Consider the following 15,027-nt stretch of genomic DNA (forward strand, 5'->3'; position numbering starts at 1 on the left):
AATGCCCCGTATCGGCGCGATAAATCGCGCCGATACGAAGGTCATCCCATCTGCTCCATAGTCTGCACAATACGCTTATCCGAAATCGGATAAGGGGTGCCCAGTTGCTGGGCAAAGTAGCTGATACGTAATTCTTCCAGCATCCAGCGAATCGCCAGCACCTCTGCATCGTCCTGACGTTGCGGCGGCAGCTTGTTACGCCAGCTCTGCCACGCCTGCTCCACCGCCTGCACTTTCAACATCCGCGCCCGATCGCTGTGCGGGTCCACCGGCAGCTTCTCCAGACGCCGTTCGATGCCCTGCAAATAGCGTAAGGTATCCGCCAGCCGCTGCCAGCCATTGCCGGTGACGAAACCACGGTATACTAGGCCATTCATCTGATTTTTGATATCAGCCAACGCCAGCGCCAGCGACATATCCACCCGGCCCTTCAGGCGTTTGTTGATATTGAATACGCAGGTCAGAATCTGCTCCACCTGCTTCGCGATGGTGACCACCGTTTCATTCAGTTCGGCACGCACTTTGTCACGTAGCTGCTCGAAATTCTCCTGCTGCCACGCCGGACCACCGGCTTCACCCATCAGCTTATCCACGCCACAGGCGATGCAGTCATCAATCAGATCCAGCACTTTGCCGTAAGGGTTAAAGTACAGACCGAGCTTGGCTTTGTTCGGCAGCTTCTCATGCAGATATTTGATCGGTGACGGGATATTGAGCAACAGCAAACGCCGCTGACCGCGCCACATCATCTTTTGTTGTTCCTGTTCACTGTCGAACAGGCGGATGGCAACGCTGTCTTTTTCATCCACCAGCGCAGGCCAGGCTTTGACCTGATAACTGCCCCGCTTCTGTTCATAGCTTTGTGGCAAATCACCAAAGCTCCAGATATGCAGGCCGCTCTGCTCCAGCCCGTCATCCGCCACTTTCGACAGGGTTTCCTGTACTTTGCCTTTCAGCGCCTGCTTCAACTGATGCAGGTCCTTGCCTTCCTGCAACTTACGGTTGTGTTCGTCAACCACGCGGAATGTCATTTTCAGGTGTTCGGGCACCTGATCCCACTGCCAGGCTTCGCGGTCAATGGTGACACCGGTCATGCGGCGGAACTCTCGCTCCAGCGCATCCAGCAACGGCAGCTCCAGCGCCGTAACGCGTCCAAGGAAGGCCTCAGCATAGTTCGGGGCGGGCACCAGATTACGTCGAACCGGTTTTGGTAACGACTTAATCAACGCAATCACCAGCTCGCGGCGTACGCCCGGGATCTGCCACTCAAAGCCACCTTCCTCCACCTGATTGAGAAGCGGCAGCGGAATATGCACCGTCACCCCGTCAGCATCTGCGCCCGGTTCAAACTGGTAACTGAGTTTCAGCTTCAGGTTGCCCTGATGCCAGAAATTCGGGTAATCGAGTTGGCTGACCTTTTCCGCGCCATCTTTGATCAGCATCTGTTTATCAAAACTGAGCAAATCCGCGTTTTCTTTGCTGGCCTTTTTCCACCAACTGTCAAAATGGCGCGCGGAAACCACCTCGCTGCCGATACGTCGGTCGTAGAAAGCAAACAAGGTTTCATCATCAACCAGGATGTCACGGCGGCGTGATTTATGTTCCAGGTCTTCCACTTCGCTACGCAGTTTTTGGTTGCTGCGGAAGAAGGCGTGACGGTTCTGCCAGTCCCCCTCCACCAGCGCGTGACGGATAAACAATTCACGGCTTAGCTGCGGATCAATCTGGCCGTAGTTGACCTTGCGCGCCTGTACGATCGGCAAACCGTACAGCGTCACTTTTTCACTGGCCATTACCGCGCCCTGGGCTTTTTCCCAGTGCGGTTCGCTGTAGCTGCGCTTCAGCAAATGCTGCGCCAGTGGTTCGATCCATTCAGGATCGATGCGGGCCGCAATGCGTCCCCACAGACGGCTGGTTTCCACCAGCTCCGCCACCATGGTCCACTTGGGCGGCTTCTTAAACAGCCCGGAACCGGGGAAGATGGAGAAACGGGCGTTGCGTGCGCCGGTAAACTCTTGTTTTTCTGCGTCTTTCTGCCCGATGTGTGATAGCAAGCCCGTCAGCAACGCGCAGTGTACTTCTCGATAAGGCGCAGGTTCGCTGTTGACCGGCATACCTTGTTCACGCACCACCTGACGCAACTGGGTATAAATATCCTGCCATTCACGCACACGCAGATAGTTGAGATAGTCGCTTTTACACTGGCGACGGAACTGATTGCCCGACAGCGCCTTTTGTTGTTCCTGGAGATAGTTCCACAAATTAACGAAAGCGAGAAAATCTGACTCTTTGTCAGCAAATCGCCGATGTTTTTCGTCCGATGCCTGCTGTTTCTCCACCGGACGCTCACGCGGATCCTGAATCGACAGCGCAGCGGTGATGATCATCGCTTCACGTACGCAGCCAAATTTCTGCGCTTCCAGCACCATGCGCGCCAGACGCGGATCGACCGGCAGCAACGCCAGTTGCCGTCCTGATGCCGTCAGTTTGTAGTGACCATCCTCATTGACGGTGATCGCCCCCAGCTCCTCCAGCAGGCGCACCCCGTCCTGGATATTGCGCTTATCCGGTGCTTCGACAAACGGGAAGGCAGCGATATCGCCCAGCCCGAGCGCGGTCATCTGCAAAATAACCGACGCGAGGTTGGTACGCAGAATCTCCGGGTCGGTAAACTCAGGACGGCTGAGGAAATCGTCCTCTGAGTAGAGACGGATACAGATACCTTCCGAGACGCGACCACAGCGGCCTTTACGCTGGTTAGCCGATGCCTGTGAAACCGGCTCAATCGGCAGGCGCTGCACTTTGGTGCGGTAGCTGTAGCGGCTGATACGTGCCGTGCCGGGGTCGATAACGTACTTAATACCCGGCACGGTCAGTGAGGTTTCCGCCACGTTGGTCGCCAGCACGATGCGGCGTCCACTGTGCGACTGGAACACCCGGTTCTGTTCGGCATTCGACAATCGCGCGTACAGCGGCAGAATCTCGGTATGCGGCAAGTCGCGCTTCATCAGTGCATCGGCGGTATCGCGAATTTCGCGTTCACCGCTCATAAAGATCAGGATATCACCCCGACTTTCCTGTCCCAGTTCATCCACCGCATCGAAAATCGCCTGAAGCTGGTCACGATCGGTATCCTCGGCTTCTTCAACCACAGGACGATAACGCACCTCCACCGGGAAGGTGCGCCCGGAGACTTCAATCACCGGCGCATTGTGAAAATGGCGTGAAAAGCGCTGAGGGTCGATGGTCGCCGAGGTGATGATCACCTTCAAATCGGGACGGCGTGGCAGCAATTCGCGCAGATAACCGAGCAGAAAATCAATGTTCAGGCTACGTTCATGCGCTTCATCGATGATGATGGTGTCATATTGCAACAACAGGCGATCCTGCTGGATTTCTGCCAGCAAAATACCGTCGGTCATCAGCTTCACCTGAGTGGTGTCGCTGACCTGATCATTAAAACGCACCTTGTAGCCGATGCAACCACCGAGTGACGTCTCCAGTTCATCCGCGATGCGGTTCGCTACGGTGCGCGCCGCCAGACGGCGGGGTTGGGTATGACCAATCAACCCTTTAACCCCACGGCCCAGCGCCAGACAAATCTTCGGTAACTGCGTGGTTTTCCCCGAACCCGTTTCACCGGCAACAATCACCACCTGATGGTCGCGAATCGCTTCAGCGATCGCCTGCTGCTTCTGGCTGACCGGCAGATTTTCCGGAAAGGTAATGCGCGGCGTAGCCGCCATACGTTGCGCCACGCGCTGCTCCGCGAGGGTGAACTCGGCGGCCAGATCGGTCGCAATCCCCTGTTGTGCTTCAGGATTTTTTACTTTTGTCGCGCCCTGGAGTCGCCGTTGTAACCGTTGGCGATCGCGTAACATCAGGTTATCAAGTCGCGTCCAGAGCGGCGCTAAAGGAGAAGTAACGGATGATGACATAGTAATGAGTTACCTGTTGTGGCAGGGCAACCGGTGCGCTGCCGGCCGAAAATCACGGCGGATTCAATCAATTAATGGACGGCATCATAGCATAATTTGCCCCTGCCGCCCTGACCGCGCGTGCGGCCTTATTCAATAAATTCGAACATAGCTCTCGAAATATTGCGCTTTTCACCGCAGGGGGATCTCCGTAGAGTGTAACGCATTGAGCGGTAAGCCTTCCGCGTAACAAACAGGAAAACACCATGAGCAAAGTATTAGTTCTGAAATCCAGCATCCTAGCCGGTTACTCTCAGTCCAACCAACTGGCTGATTTCTATGTTGAACAGGCACAGAGCAAAGGTGATACCGTCACCGTTCGTGACCTGGCCGCGAATCCGATCCCGGTTCTGGACGGTGAGCTGGTGGGTGCGCTGCGTCCGTCTGATGCACCGCTGTCTCCGCGTCAACAAGAAGCGCTGGCTCTGTCAGACGAACTGATTGCTGAACTGCAAGCTCATGACGTCGTAGTTATCGCTGCGCCGATGTACAACTTCAACATCCCGACTCAGCTGAAAAACTACTTCGACCTGATTGCCCGTGCTGGCGTAACTTTCCGTTACACCGAAGCAGGCCCGGAAGGTCTGGTGAAAGGTAAACGTGCAGTGATTCTGTCCAGCCGTGGCGGCATCCACAAAGATACCCCGACTGACCTGCTGACGCCGTACGTTAAGCTGTTCCTCGGCTTCATCGGCATCACTGATGTGAACTTCGTGTTCGCAGAAGGTATCGCTTACGGTCCGGAAGTGGCGACCAAAGCGGCCAGCGATGCGAAAGACGCGATCAAAGAGATTGTTGCTGCGTAATCATTAAAAAAGAATGCTATCTTTTTGCCGGGCCTGAGTGCCCGGTTTTTTTTGGCTATTTGCGCAACCATTGTCCATTGATGCCCTGCACATATTCGCCAGCACCGGCACGATCCACCAGTTTTTCCCCGGCAATGCGTGCCACCTCACCGCTGGTGAGATTGTTCTGCTGCGCCACGCGTTGATATTGCTGGCTGCGTCCCTCATTGATACGTTTCACCAGCGCCAGGGTTTCGCTGTCCTGCTGACGCGCCGCAATATAACCGCTCAGGGTTTCGCCGACGCGCCCCTGCTGACGTGCCTGATCAAGCGTCAGTGCCCAGGCGGAAGGTACCAACAGCATCGCCAGCAACCACGCGATTCCTTTTTGTTTCATCGCTGCCCTCCTCAAAATAAACCGCTCTGATTTTTCAGCAGCGCTTCCACATCTTTATCGACCTTGATGTGGATTTCATGCTCGATTTTCACATTCATATTGATGGTGATTGGCTCTTTCGGCGCAGCAACTTCAATACGCGGCACACAGCCGACCAGCGGCAGCCCGGCTGCCAGCACCAGTAATGCCCTCAGGCTCATGGTTGGGGATCCTTCTTGGATGGCAGGGTGGCGTTTTGCTCCACCCAGGATTGCAAATTATCGCCAAAGCGCAGGCTGCGCCACAGCTGGAACAGGTTTTCCTGATGACGGTAGTTAAGATTGACCGACTGCCGCCGGTTGCTGAACTGGCTGGTGCCCTTTACCTCAGATTGCAGAGTCAGATTGCCAAAGTTATCCAGATCCAGCGTGGCCCATGAGCGGGAGATCTCCATATAGCGCAGCCAGTCCATCGCCGCGCCTGCGGCAATGTTGTTTGTGGTGATGGCATCGGCCATATCTTTATCCATGCGAAACGTCAGTGGTCCCCCATTGGCAATCCAGCCTTTTTCAATCAGCCAGCGCGGATTGTTGACCCACAGCGGCAGCTCGCCATTCACCTTGCCGGACATGGCAAATTGCTTTGGTTTGATGGCGGTGATCAGGCGGCTGAGATCAATGTCACGCAGAGAAATCAGCGCCGCTTCGTGCTGCGGCAGGCGCAGTTCTGGCAGGCTGACATGGCCGCCCAGCAGGTCAAGATTGACGTTAGATAGCCGCAACGGCTGACGTTCCTGCCACGGATAATGCCCCTGTAAATCGGCGGTGATGTTCTGCAAGGCAAACTGGTTTTTTATCTCGGCAATGCGCAGAGAAACCGGCCCACGCCGTCCCAACTGCCACTGGTCGGCCTTCAGTCGAAACGGCAGCGAGAAATCGATGCCGTTGATTTCGCTATCCGGCATCCAGACGCTACCATTTTTCACTGTCCAGTGACCACCCGCCTCGAAACCTTGATCGGTCGCGGCGGAGAAAGCCACTTGTGCCTGAAGTTGACCAGATTGAATGCGCATCTTCAAATCGCTACTGAGCAACGGCTGAAATACCGCCAGCGATTGTGCTGGCCACCAGGCCTGACCGCGCAGACGCTCACCATCCCAGCGACCATTCACCCGCAACGGACCGATCTCACCCGCCTTAAGCTGGCCGTGCCAGATAAACTGACTGGGGTCGCTGCCTTTGGCCGCAAACTCAAGCTCTGACGGCGGCAGCCAGCCACCATAACTGAAATGCGTCTGGCCGGATTTCAACACAAAGCCACCAGCAAAGCCTGGTTGCTGCGCATCGCGCTGCCAGCGTACCGGTGCGGTCAGGGTCAAACGCGGTTTGCTCACCTGCGCCATACCATATGCCAGTTGGTCAAATCCGGTGTCCAACGTATCCAGGCTAATCAGGGTATCCTGCCAACTGCCGGTCCCTTTGACATCCCATTTGGCGTTGAGCGGCTGCATCATGCCATCGCCCCAGTAGCGCCAGTTCCAGCGTCCACTGTCCGGCCAGAATTGCGTGGCGCGCCCGTCGAGGTGCAGCCGCAAACGGCCAAAGCTGGGGTCGTGGGCTTGCAGAATCGCCTGCAAACGTCCGTTAATCCCCTTGCTGCTCAGGGTCACGCCCGCCAGCGGCCAGCGCGCCTCATCCACCTCCAGCGTTGACAACAACCGACCACGCAGGCGCAACAAGGCACCCGGTTTCAACACCAGTTGCGGGTCGGTCAGCATCCCCTGCAACTCGCCGGGGATGGCGCCATATAATTGCAACCGGGCGAATTTGCTTTCGCCAGTAAGCTGGAACGGCAAGGCGCTGTTATTCAGGCTGAGCGTCCCTGGCCCGACACTCAACACCAGGTTGCCCTTGCCCCCTTTGCCTTGTGTCAGCAGGTTAAATCGTCCCTGAATCTGGGTGTGATCCAGTCCCTGCTGCCAGTCGGTTAAAGTCAATGCCAGACCGCCCGACAGCGGCTGATCGGGCTGTGGCCAGCGCCAGTGTCCCTGGGTAATACGAATGTGTTGTTGATCGACCTGCCACGGTAGTTGCAGCAACGGCTGATCGTCGCCCTGCTGACTCACGGTTAGCGTCCCTTGCTGCTGCTGCCAGTTCAGCGCCAGCCGCAGTGGCTGCGGCCATTGGCTCAGACTTGCATCCCCCGTTAACTCACCCGCGACCGGAAGGCCGTCGGCAAAGGTGGGCAGCGTCAGCGTACCCTGTAGATCCAGCGCTTTGGGGAGCAACGGTTGCGTTAGCGTCAACCGCGAGAGTTGCAGTTGTTGTCCTTGCAGACGGGCGTCAACGGTAAGATTCTCGCCCTGATAACGCAGTTGCTGCGCGGTTTTATCCAGGGTGAGATCAAACTGCCCGGCATATTGCTGCCACGGCAGCAACACCAGTTGGTCAAGGTGGATATCCGCGCCCGGCAGCAATGCCTGCCACTGCGCAAGCGTACGTGGCGCATCGTTCGGGGTGGTGTTTTGCGGCAGCGATTGCAGGCAGTTGCTGTCGAGTTGTACCTGCCGGGCATGCAGTTGCCAGCGATGCTGGTGCCAACCGAGGCTGACATTGCTGACTTTCGCCAGCTCACAATCGCCCGCCAGGTAACGCACTGCCGGGAAATAGAGGCCACCCTGCTGCCAGCCTGGCGCGCCGTTCAGCTCCACGCGGGTATCTTCCGGCAGCCAGATGCCTGCCAGCCGGGGTAACCATTGCGTCACCGTCAGCAGCAGTCCCAGTAGCAGCAGTATCAGCGCCAGTAGCGCAGCAAGTGTTCGGCGAAGGCCCCGCGTCATGGCAGCTAACGTTCCTGTTCCTTACAAAATCCTGACGAAGATGATGGCATGTTATACCGGGTAAATGAAGGTTTTACCCGGTGGCATGCGATCATTGCGCGCTGTTTCGACCAGAAAACGTTATCCTGTCCTCTGCCAACATGCCATTTTTCAGGAGCGAAACAATGAAAGTTGCGGTTTACAGTACCAAACAGTATGACCAGAAGTATCTTGAACATGTTAACGCCAGCTATGGATTCGAGCTGGTGTTCTTCGACTTTCTGCTGACGGAAACCACAGCCAAGAACGCCGTCGGCTGTGATGCGGTGTGCATCTTCGTGAATGATGATGGCGGCAAAGTGGTGCTGGAGGAATTGGCTGCGCTGGGCGTGAAATATATCGCGCTACGCTGTGCCGGTTTTAATAACGTCGATCTGGACGCTGCCGCCGCTCTCGGTTTGCAGGTGGTGCGTGTTCCCGCCTATTCGCCAGAAGCCGTTGCGGAACATGCAGTTGGCCTGATGATGACGCTCAACCGGCGTATCCATCGCGCTTATCAACGTACGCGTGATGCGAACTTCTCGCTGGATGGCTTAACCGGCTTCAATATGCACGGTAAAACTGCCGGGATCGTCGGCACCGGCAAGATTGGCGTGGCGGCGATGCGTATTCTGAAAGGGTTTGGTATGCGCCTGCTGGCGTTTGATCCCTATCCCAGCGCCCAGGCACTGGAATTGGGAGCCGAATATGTTGATCTCAAAACCCTCCTGTCACAATCGGATGTCATCACCCTGCACTGCCCGCTGACGCCAGAAAACCACCATCTGCTGAATGCCGCGGCCTTCAGCCAGATGAAAGATGGCGTGATGATTATCAACACCAGCCGTGGTGGATTGATTGATTCACAGGCGGCAATCGATGCGCTGAAGCAGCAGAAAATCGGTTCACTGGGGATGGACGTGTATGAAAACGAACGCGATCTGTTCTTTGAAGATAAATCGAATGATGTAATTCAGGATGACGTGTTCCGTCGTCTCTCTGCCTGCCATAACGTGCTGTTTACTGGCCATCAGGCGTTTCTGACGGCGGAAGCATTGACCGCCATCTCCGAAACCACGTTAAACAATCTGGGTCAGCTGGAACGCGGTGAAACTTGCCCTAACCAGGTGAAAGCCTGACACCCGGCGCCTGCGTTAGCGGGCGCAGCTTCCACCGATCAGCGCCTGCTCATCGCAGCGACGGCCATTCGCCATCTGGCACATGCCGATGCGCGAACCATCTAACTGGCGTGAAAACGCCAGTGTTCCACCAGCATTAGCACAGTTAGTTTCAGCCAATGACGACATCACCACCTGCGGTTGAATATGCGCAGCGGTCGCCTGTTGTGGCGGTTCATTATCACTATTGCTGCTGCAAGCGGAAAGTAACAGCGCAACACCGGCCAGCAGGAAGGAAGCGGCTTTCATCGATCAGGCTCCGGGCGGTTCGGGGGAAAATTCGAACCAGCATATGTCAGGCGCAGCAAGGGGTCGAGAGGCGACACAGCTTTTTACAAAATTTTCTTTCACACTTTGCAACCAGAATTATCCTGATTACCCTTTTTTCACCTCTTATCCGCACCCGTCATGATGTAAAAAGCAGCAACCTTAGTCAGTGGTGCGACAAGCCACTGACATCACACGGATGAGAAAGTGATGCCTGCCCGCTTTGCTAGACTGAGATAATTAACCCCGGAAACTTTATGGCAATCCGTATCACGCGATAAAGCATGACGTAATGTTTACGGGCATTCTCAGCGAAGCAAAGGACGATTTATGATTACCGTCGACGGCAATGGCGCAGTGGCTTCTGTCGCTTTCCGCACCAGCGAAGTTATCGCCATTTATCCCATAACCCCCAGTTCAACCATGGCTGAACTGGCCGATGGCTGGTCCGGGGAAGGCCGCCGCAATATCTGGGGCGATGTGCCACGCGTGGTTGAGATGCAATCCGAAGGGGGGGCGATAGCCACCGTGCATGGCGCGTTACAAACCGGGTCGTTATCCACCTCCTTCACCTCATCGCAGGGGTTACTGCTGATGATCCCTAACCTGTACAAACTGGCTGGGCAATTGATGCCGTTTGTACTGCATGTCGCCGCACGCACCGTCGCCACCCATGCGTTATCCATCTTTGGCGATCACTCCGACGTGATGGCGGTGCGCCAGACCGGCTGTGCGCTGCTCTGCGCCTCCAGCGTGCAGGAAGCGCAGGATTTTGCCCTGATCGCCCAAATGGCGTCACTCAACAGCCGCATCCCGTTTATCCATTTCTTCGATGGCTTCCGTACCTCACACGAAATCAACAAAATCGTGCCGCTCAGTGACGAAACATTACTGGCGCTGATGCCGCAGCAAGCGATTGCGCAGCATCGCGCCCGCGCCCTGACGCCGGATCACCCCACCGTTCGCGGCACCTCGGCCAACCCGGACACGTACTTCCAGTCGCGTGAAGCAACCAACCGTTGGTATGACGCCTGCACCGGACATGTCGAAAACGCCATGATGGCGTTTGCGGAACAAACTGGCCGCCGCTACCAACCCTTTGAGTTTTATGGCCATCCGCAGGCGGAACAGGTGATTGTCATGATGGGGTCCGGCTGCGGTACCGCTGAAGAGGCCATTGATGAGTTGCTTCAACGCGGTGAGAAAGTCGGGCTGGTCAAGGTACGTCTGTATCGACCGTTCTCGGCTCAGCATCTGTTAAGCGTGTTGCCGACAACGACGCAACGTGTGGCGGTGCTGGATCGCACCAAAGAACCTGGCGCGCTGGGTGAACCGCTGTTTCTTGATGTGATGACCGCGCTGGCAGAAGCCTTTAGTCGAGGAGAACGCAGCACCCTGCCGCAGGTGTGTGGCGGGCGTTATGGCTTGTCGTCGAAAGAATTTGCTCCCGATGCAGTGCTGGCGGTGTTCCGTGCATTGCAACGCCCACAGCCGCCTGCACGCTTCACCGTGGGGATTTATGACGATGTCACCCATCTCTCGTTGCCGCCTGAAGCCAACATTGTGCCGAATCGCGCCCATCTTGAAGCGTTGTTCTACGGGCTGGGCAGCGATGGCAGCGTCAGTGCCACCAAAAACAACCTGAAAATTATCGGCAACGCCACACCGTGGCAGGTGCAGGGCTATTTCGTTTACGACTCGAAAAAGGCGGGCGGCCTGACGGTTTCACATTTACGCGTCAGCCAGCAACCGATTCAGTCGGCCTATCTGATTCAGCAGGCCGATTTTATTGGCTGCCACCAATTACAATTTATCGACAAATATTCGATGCTCGATCAACTGAAACCAGGCGGCATTTTTCTGCTGAATACCCCTTATGCCGCCGATGAAGTGTGGCATCGCCTGCCGCAGGAGGTGCAGACGCAGCTCAACGATAAACAGGCGCGTTTTTATGTGATTAATGCGGCACGAATTGCGCGGGAATGCCAGCTCGGCGCGCGTATCAATACCGTAATGCAGATGGCGTTCTTCCAACTGACACAAATTCTGCCAGGCGACAGCGCCCTGACCGAACTGCAAAACGCCATCGCCCGCAGTTATCGCAGCAAAGGCGAGGAGCTGGTGCAGCGTAACTGGCAGGCGCTGGCAATGGCACAACAGGCGCTGGAAGCAGTGCCGTTGCAGGCGGTGGATGCGAGCAGCCCACATCGCCCACCGGTGGTTGCCGACAATGCACCCGACTTTGTTAAAACCGTCACCGCCGCCATGCTGGCCGGACTGGGCGATAAGTTACCGGTTTCTGCTCTGCCGCCGGATGGCAGTTGGCCTACCGGCACCACGCAGTGGGAAAAGCGAAATATCGCGGAAGCGATCCCCATCTGGCAGCCCGACCTGTGTACCCAGTGCAACCATTGCGTCGCCGCCTGCCCACATGCTGCCATTCGCGCCAAAGTCGTGGCACCGGAAGCGCTGGAGGGTGCCCCCGCCAGCCTGGCGTCGCTGGATGTCAAATCGCGTGATATGCGCGGACAAAAATACGTGTTGCAGGTCGCTCCCGAGGACTGCACCGGATGTAATCTGTGCGTCGAAGTCTGTCCCGCCAGCGACCGCCAGCATCCGGAAATCAAAGCCATCAATATGCAATCGCGGCTGGAACACGTTGAAACGGAAAAAATCAATTATGACGCGTTCCTCGCCCTGCCGGAGATCACCGCAGAACAACTGGAGCGTATTGATATCCGTACCTCACAGCTGATCACCCCGCTGTTTGAATATTCGGGAGCCTGTTCCGGCTGCGGTGAAACGCCGTATATCAAGATCCTCACGCAGCTGTATGGCGATCGTCTGTTGATTGCCAACGCGACAGGTTGCTCCTCCATCTACGGCGGCAATTTGCCTTCCACGCCTTACACCACTAACGCCGAAGGACGCGGCCCGGCGTGGGCCAATTCGCTGTTCGAAGATAACGCCGAATTCGGCCTTGGCTTCCGCCTGAGTGTTGATCAGCAGCGCCAGCGTGCCCTGCGCTTGCTGGATCAGTGCGCCTCTGCGTTGCCAGCAGCGCTGGTGGTGGCACTGAAAAGTGACAACGTAACCACTTCACAACGTCGCGAACAGATTAGCCAGCTACGTGCTGAGCTGAAGAATGCGCCGCACGCCGCTGCTCAGGCGTTAATCTCTGCGGCTGATGCGCTGGTTGATAAATCGGTGTGGTTAATCGGCGGGGACGGCTGGGCCTACGACATCGGTTACGGCGGGCTGGATCATGTGATGAGCCTGAGCGAGAACGTCAATGTGCTGGTGCTGGATACGCAATGTTATTCCAACACCGGTGGTCAGGCGTCAAAAGCCACCCCGCTCGGCGCGATCACCAAATTTGGTGAGCAGGGAAAACGCAAGGCACGTAAAGATCTCGGCATGGCGACATTGTTGTACGGGCATGTTTATGTGGCGCAGATTTCCCTTGGCGCGCAGTTGAATCAAACCATGAAAGCGATACAGGAAGCCGAAGCCTGGCCCGGTCCCTCGCTGATCATCGCCTACAGCCCGTGCGAAGAACACGGTTATGACCTGGCGTATAGCCATGAACAGATGCGCCTGCTGACCACCAGTGGATTCTGGCCGTTGTATCGTTTTGATCCGCAACGCGCAGAACAGGGAAAAGCTGCGTTGTCACTGGATTCGCGCCCACCGACTTCCGAGCTGGAGCAGGCATTGATGAATGAGCAGCGCTTCCGCCAGTTGCAAACCGAACAACCGGAAGCCGCTGCGCAGTTGTGGCGGGATGCCAGCGAGGCCGCTAACCAACGTTATCAGCGGTTAGCGGAGCTGGCTGGCAAAGCGGAGAAAAGCGAGTGATAAACAAAGCCCGGCACAGATGGCCGGGCTTGATGATGATTAACAGGGCTTGAGTTGCGTGATTGCCATCTCCACCGCCCGGTTGGGGGATCCGGTTAATTCGCGGTAACGGAGTTGCAGATTTTGTAACTCCGTTGCCAACACATCTTTTTCTGTTGCCACGCCACGCTGTGCCAGTTCCAGGTAACATTGACCGACTAACCGGCACGCTTCTTCAAAAACCATATCGTAAGTTTGCATCCGCCTCTCCTCACCCTTTAGAAACTAAAGTAACTCATGCCTTCATCCTGTCAGCGTGGCGCATGCAAAATCTTCGCGCAGATCAATAAATGCACAAATAATTCGGGCAAAGAATGCTGATCTTTATTCTGGGCGGTGATTAACCGGAAAAACGCGGCTTCTCCATCCGGAATCCCAGCCCGATCAGGCGACCAAACACAAAACGCAGGAACGGGAAACGACGGATAAGGGTCGGCATTGGGCTTTTCTTACCGGGCTGGCGTTTATTGCTGCTCATTTTAATTTGCAGGAACTGGGTGGCCACCGTCGGGAACTGACGCCGCTTCTGGACTCTCGCCAGGTCACGTAGGGTGACATCTCCCCTGCGCAACGGCTGCGTCAGATAATTGGCGGCGGCGACCGCATCCTGTATCGCCAGATTCACGCCAACACCGCCAATCGGCGACATGGCGTGCGCCGCATCACCGATGCAGAGTACACCGGGTTTCATCCAACTATCGAGGCGGTCAATACGGATCGACAGCAACTTAAATTGCTGCCAGTCATCAAACTGAGACAGTCGTGCCACATCAAAGGGCGCGACTTGCGCAATCGCCGCCTTGAATGGCTCCAGACCCGCCGTTTGCAGCGCAGCAAACTCTCCTTTGGGGATGGTGTAGCCACATTGCCAGTACTCACCCCGGTCGATAACGATGAAGTTTTGCCGTGGCCCTTTATGCCCCATGCCCCAGGTGGGATCGCCCTGCTGCTTATCCAGCCGGAACCAAACCACATCGCGCGACGCACCAAACGCCTGGCTGGTTAACCCGGCAGCGGCACGGACGGCGGAGTTTCGTCCATCAGCGCCAACCACCAGCTGCGACCGGATCTCCACCGGCCCCTGTTCGGTGATGGCGTGAATGCCACCCACGCGCCCCTGATTGTCGATGAAGCGATCAAACGTGGTGGATTGCAGCATGGTAAATCCGTCAAAGCGCGCGCTTTGCTGTGCGAGAAAGTTGAGGAAATCCCATTGCGGCATAAAGGCGATAAAACGGTACTGGACGGGAAGGCGGGAGAAATCGGCCATCGTCACTTCCTGACCGGCGATTTCCGCCTGTAACTTTTCGGCACGCTGATGCGGCAGTTGCAGCAGTTCCTCCACCAGACCAAGCTGATGCATGATCTCCAGGGTCGAAGGATGAATGGTATCACCACGAAAATCACGCAGAAAATCGGCATGTTTTTCAATCACCACCACCCGCAGACCGGCACGCACCAGCAGATACCCCAGCATCAACCCGGCCGGACCGCCGCCAACAATGCAGCAATCGGTGTTCAGGATCGCATTCGCTTCAGGCTTCATTATCGCTCCTTGGTCAGCACCATCAGAGTTTATGATAATAATTATCATTTGTGTATAGCGATTGGTGCTGCGGGCTTAATGTCCACCCATGACGTCATGGTCGTAATAATAAACGGCTCCCTATCCAACAGAGCCGTTTGGTAT

The 15,027-nt window shown here is 56.2% G+C and carries 10 protein-coding genes; 3 read left to right on the forward strand and 7 right to left on the reverse strand.

Features of this window, described 5'->3' with window-relative positions; all coding sequences use genetic code 11:
* Positions 1 to 41: 41 nt before the first annotated feature.
* A complete protein-coding gene (gene hrpA / locus AC6I8N_RS10845; RefSeq protein WP_497829039.1) occupies positions 42 to 3,938 on the reverse strand; it encodes an ATP-dependent RNA helicase HrpA in 3,897 nt (1,298 codons plus the stop codon).
* Between the two features lie 245 nt (positions 3,939 to 4,183).
* On the opposite strand from hrpA, the gene azoR reads away from it, so the two are divergent.
* Positions 4,184 to 4,783, forward strand: coding sequence for an FMN-dependent NADH-azoreductase (gene azoR / locus AC6I8N_RS10850; RefSeq protein ID WP_021183147.1), 600 nt, complete (start codon positions 4,184 to 4,186; stop codon positions 4,781 to 4,783).
* A 55-nt stretch (positions 4,784 to 4,838) separates the two neighbouring features.
* On the opposite strand, the gene AC6I8N_RS10855 is transcribed toward azoR, so the two are convergent.
* From AC6I8N_RS10855 to AC6I8N_RS10865, 3 genes are read right to left on the reverse strand one after another with little or no spacing between them, the layout of a single operon-like run.
* Positions 4,839 to 5,159 (reverse strand): YdbL family probable chaperone protein, encoded by a 321-nt coding sequence (locus tag AC6I8N_RS10855; protein ID WP_021183146.1) that lies wholly within the window; start codon positions 5,157 to 5,159, stop codon positions 4,839 to 4,841.
* A gap of 11 nt (positions 5,160 to 5,170) precedes the next feature.
* Positions 5,171 to 5,359: a YnbE family lipoprotein gene (locus AC6I8N_RS10860; protein ID WP_497829040.1), complete on the reverse strand. Its 189-nt coding sequence runs from the start codon at positions 5,357 to 5,359 to the stop codon at positions 5,171 to 5,173.
* A complete protein-coding gene (locus AC6I8N_RS10865; protein WP_497829041.1) occupies positions 5,356 to 7,977 on the reverse strand; it encodes a YdbH family protein in 2,622 nt (873 codons plus the stop codon). The genes AC6I8N_RS10860 and AC6I8N_RS10865 overlap by 4 nt, the downstream gene beginning before the upstream one ends.
* Positions 7,978 to 8,141: 164 nt before the next feature.
* Here AC6I8N_RS10865 and AC6I8N_RS10870 point away from each other — a divergent pair, with 164 nt between their 5' ends.
* Complete coding sequence (locus tag AC6I8N_RS10870) at positions 8,142 to 9,134, forward strand: 2-hydroxyacid dehydrogenase (RefSeq protein WP_208723490.1); 993 nt, start codon at positions 8,142 to 8,144, stop codon at positions 9,132 to 9,134.
* Between the two features lie 15 nt (positions 9,135 to 9,149).
* On the opposite strand, the gene AC6I8N_RS10875 is transcribed toward AC6I8N_RS10870, so the two are convergent.
* Positions 9,150 to 9,422 carry a putative hemolysin gene (locus tag AC6I8N_RS10875; RefSeq protein ID WP_021183143.1) on the reverse strand — a complete coding sequence of 91 codons (273 nt, stop codon included), beginning with the start codon at positions 9,420 to 9,422 and terminating at the stop codon, positions 9,150 to 9,152.
* Between the two features lie 348 nt (positions 9,423 to 9,770).
* On the opposite strand from AC6I8N_RS10875, the gene nifJ reads away from it, so the two are divergent.
* Positions 9,771 to 13,298 (forward strand): pyruvate:ferredoxin (flavodoxin) oxidoreductase, encoded by a 3,528-nt coding sequence (gene nifJ / locus AC6I8N_RS10880; RefSeq protein ID WP_497829042.1) that lies wholly within the window; start codon positions 9,771 to 9,773, stop codon positions 13,296 to 13,298.
* 39 nt (positions 13,299 to 13,337) lie between these two features.
* On the opposite strand, the gene AC6I8N_RS10885 is transcribed toward nifJ, so the two are convergent.
* Positions 13,338 to 13,538 (reverse strand): DUF2767 family protein, encoded by a 201-nt coding sequence (locus tag AC6I8N_RS10885; RefSeq protein ID WP_013509199.1) that lies wholly within the window; start codon positions 13,536 to 13,538, stop codon positions 13,338 to 13,340.
* Positions 13,539 to 13,677: 139 nt separating this feature from the next.
* A complete protein-coding gene (locus tag AC6I8N_RS10890) occupies positions 13,678 to 14,883 on the reverse strand; it encodes an FAD-dependent oxidoreductase (RefSeq protein ID WP_497829043.1) in 1,206 nt (401 codons plus the stop codon).
* Positions 14,884 to 15,027: the final 144 nt, after the last annotated feature.

The sequence above is a fragment of the Pantoea sp. X-Soil-TKNS-1279 genome, assembly GCF_059730565.1.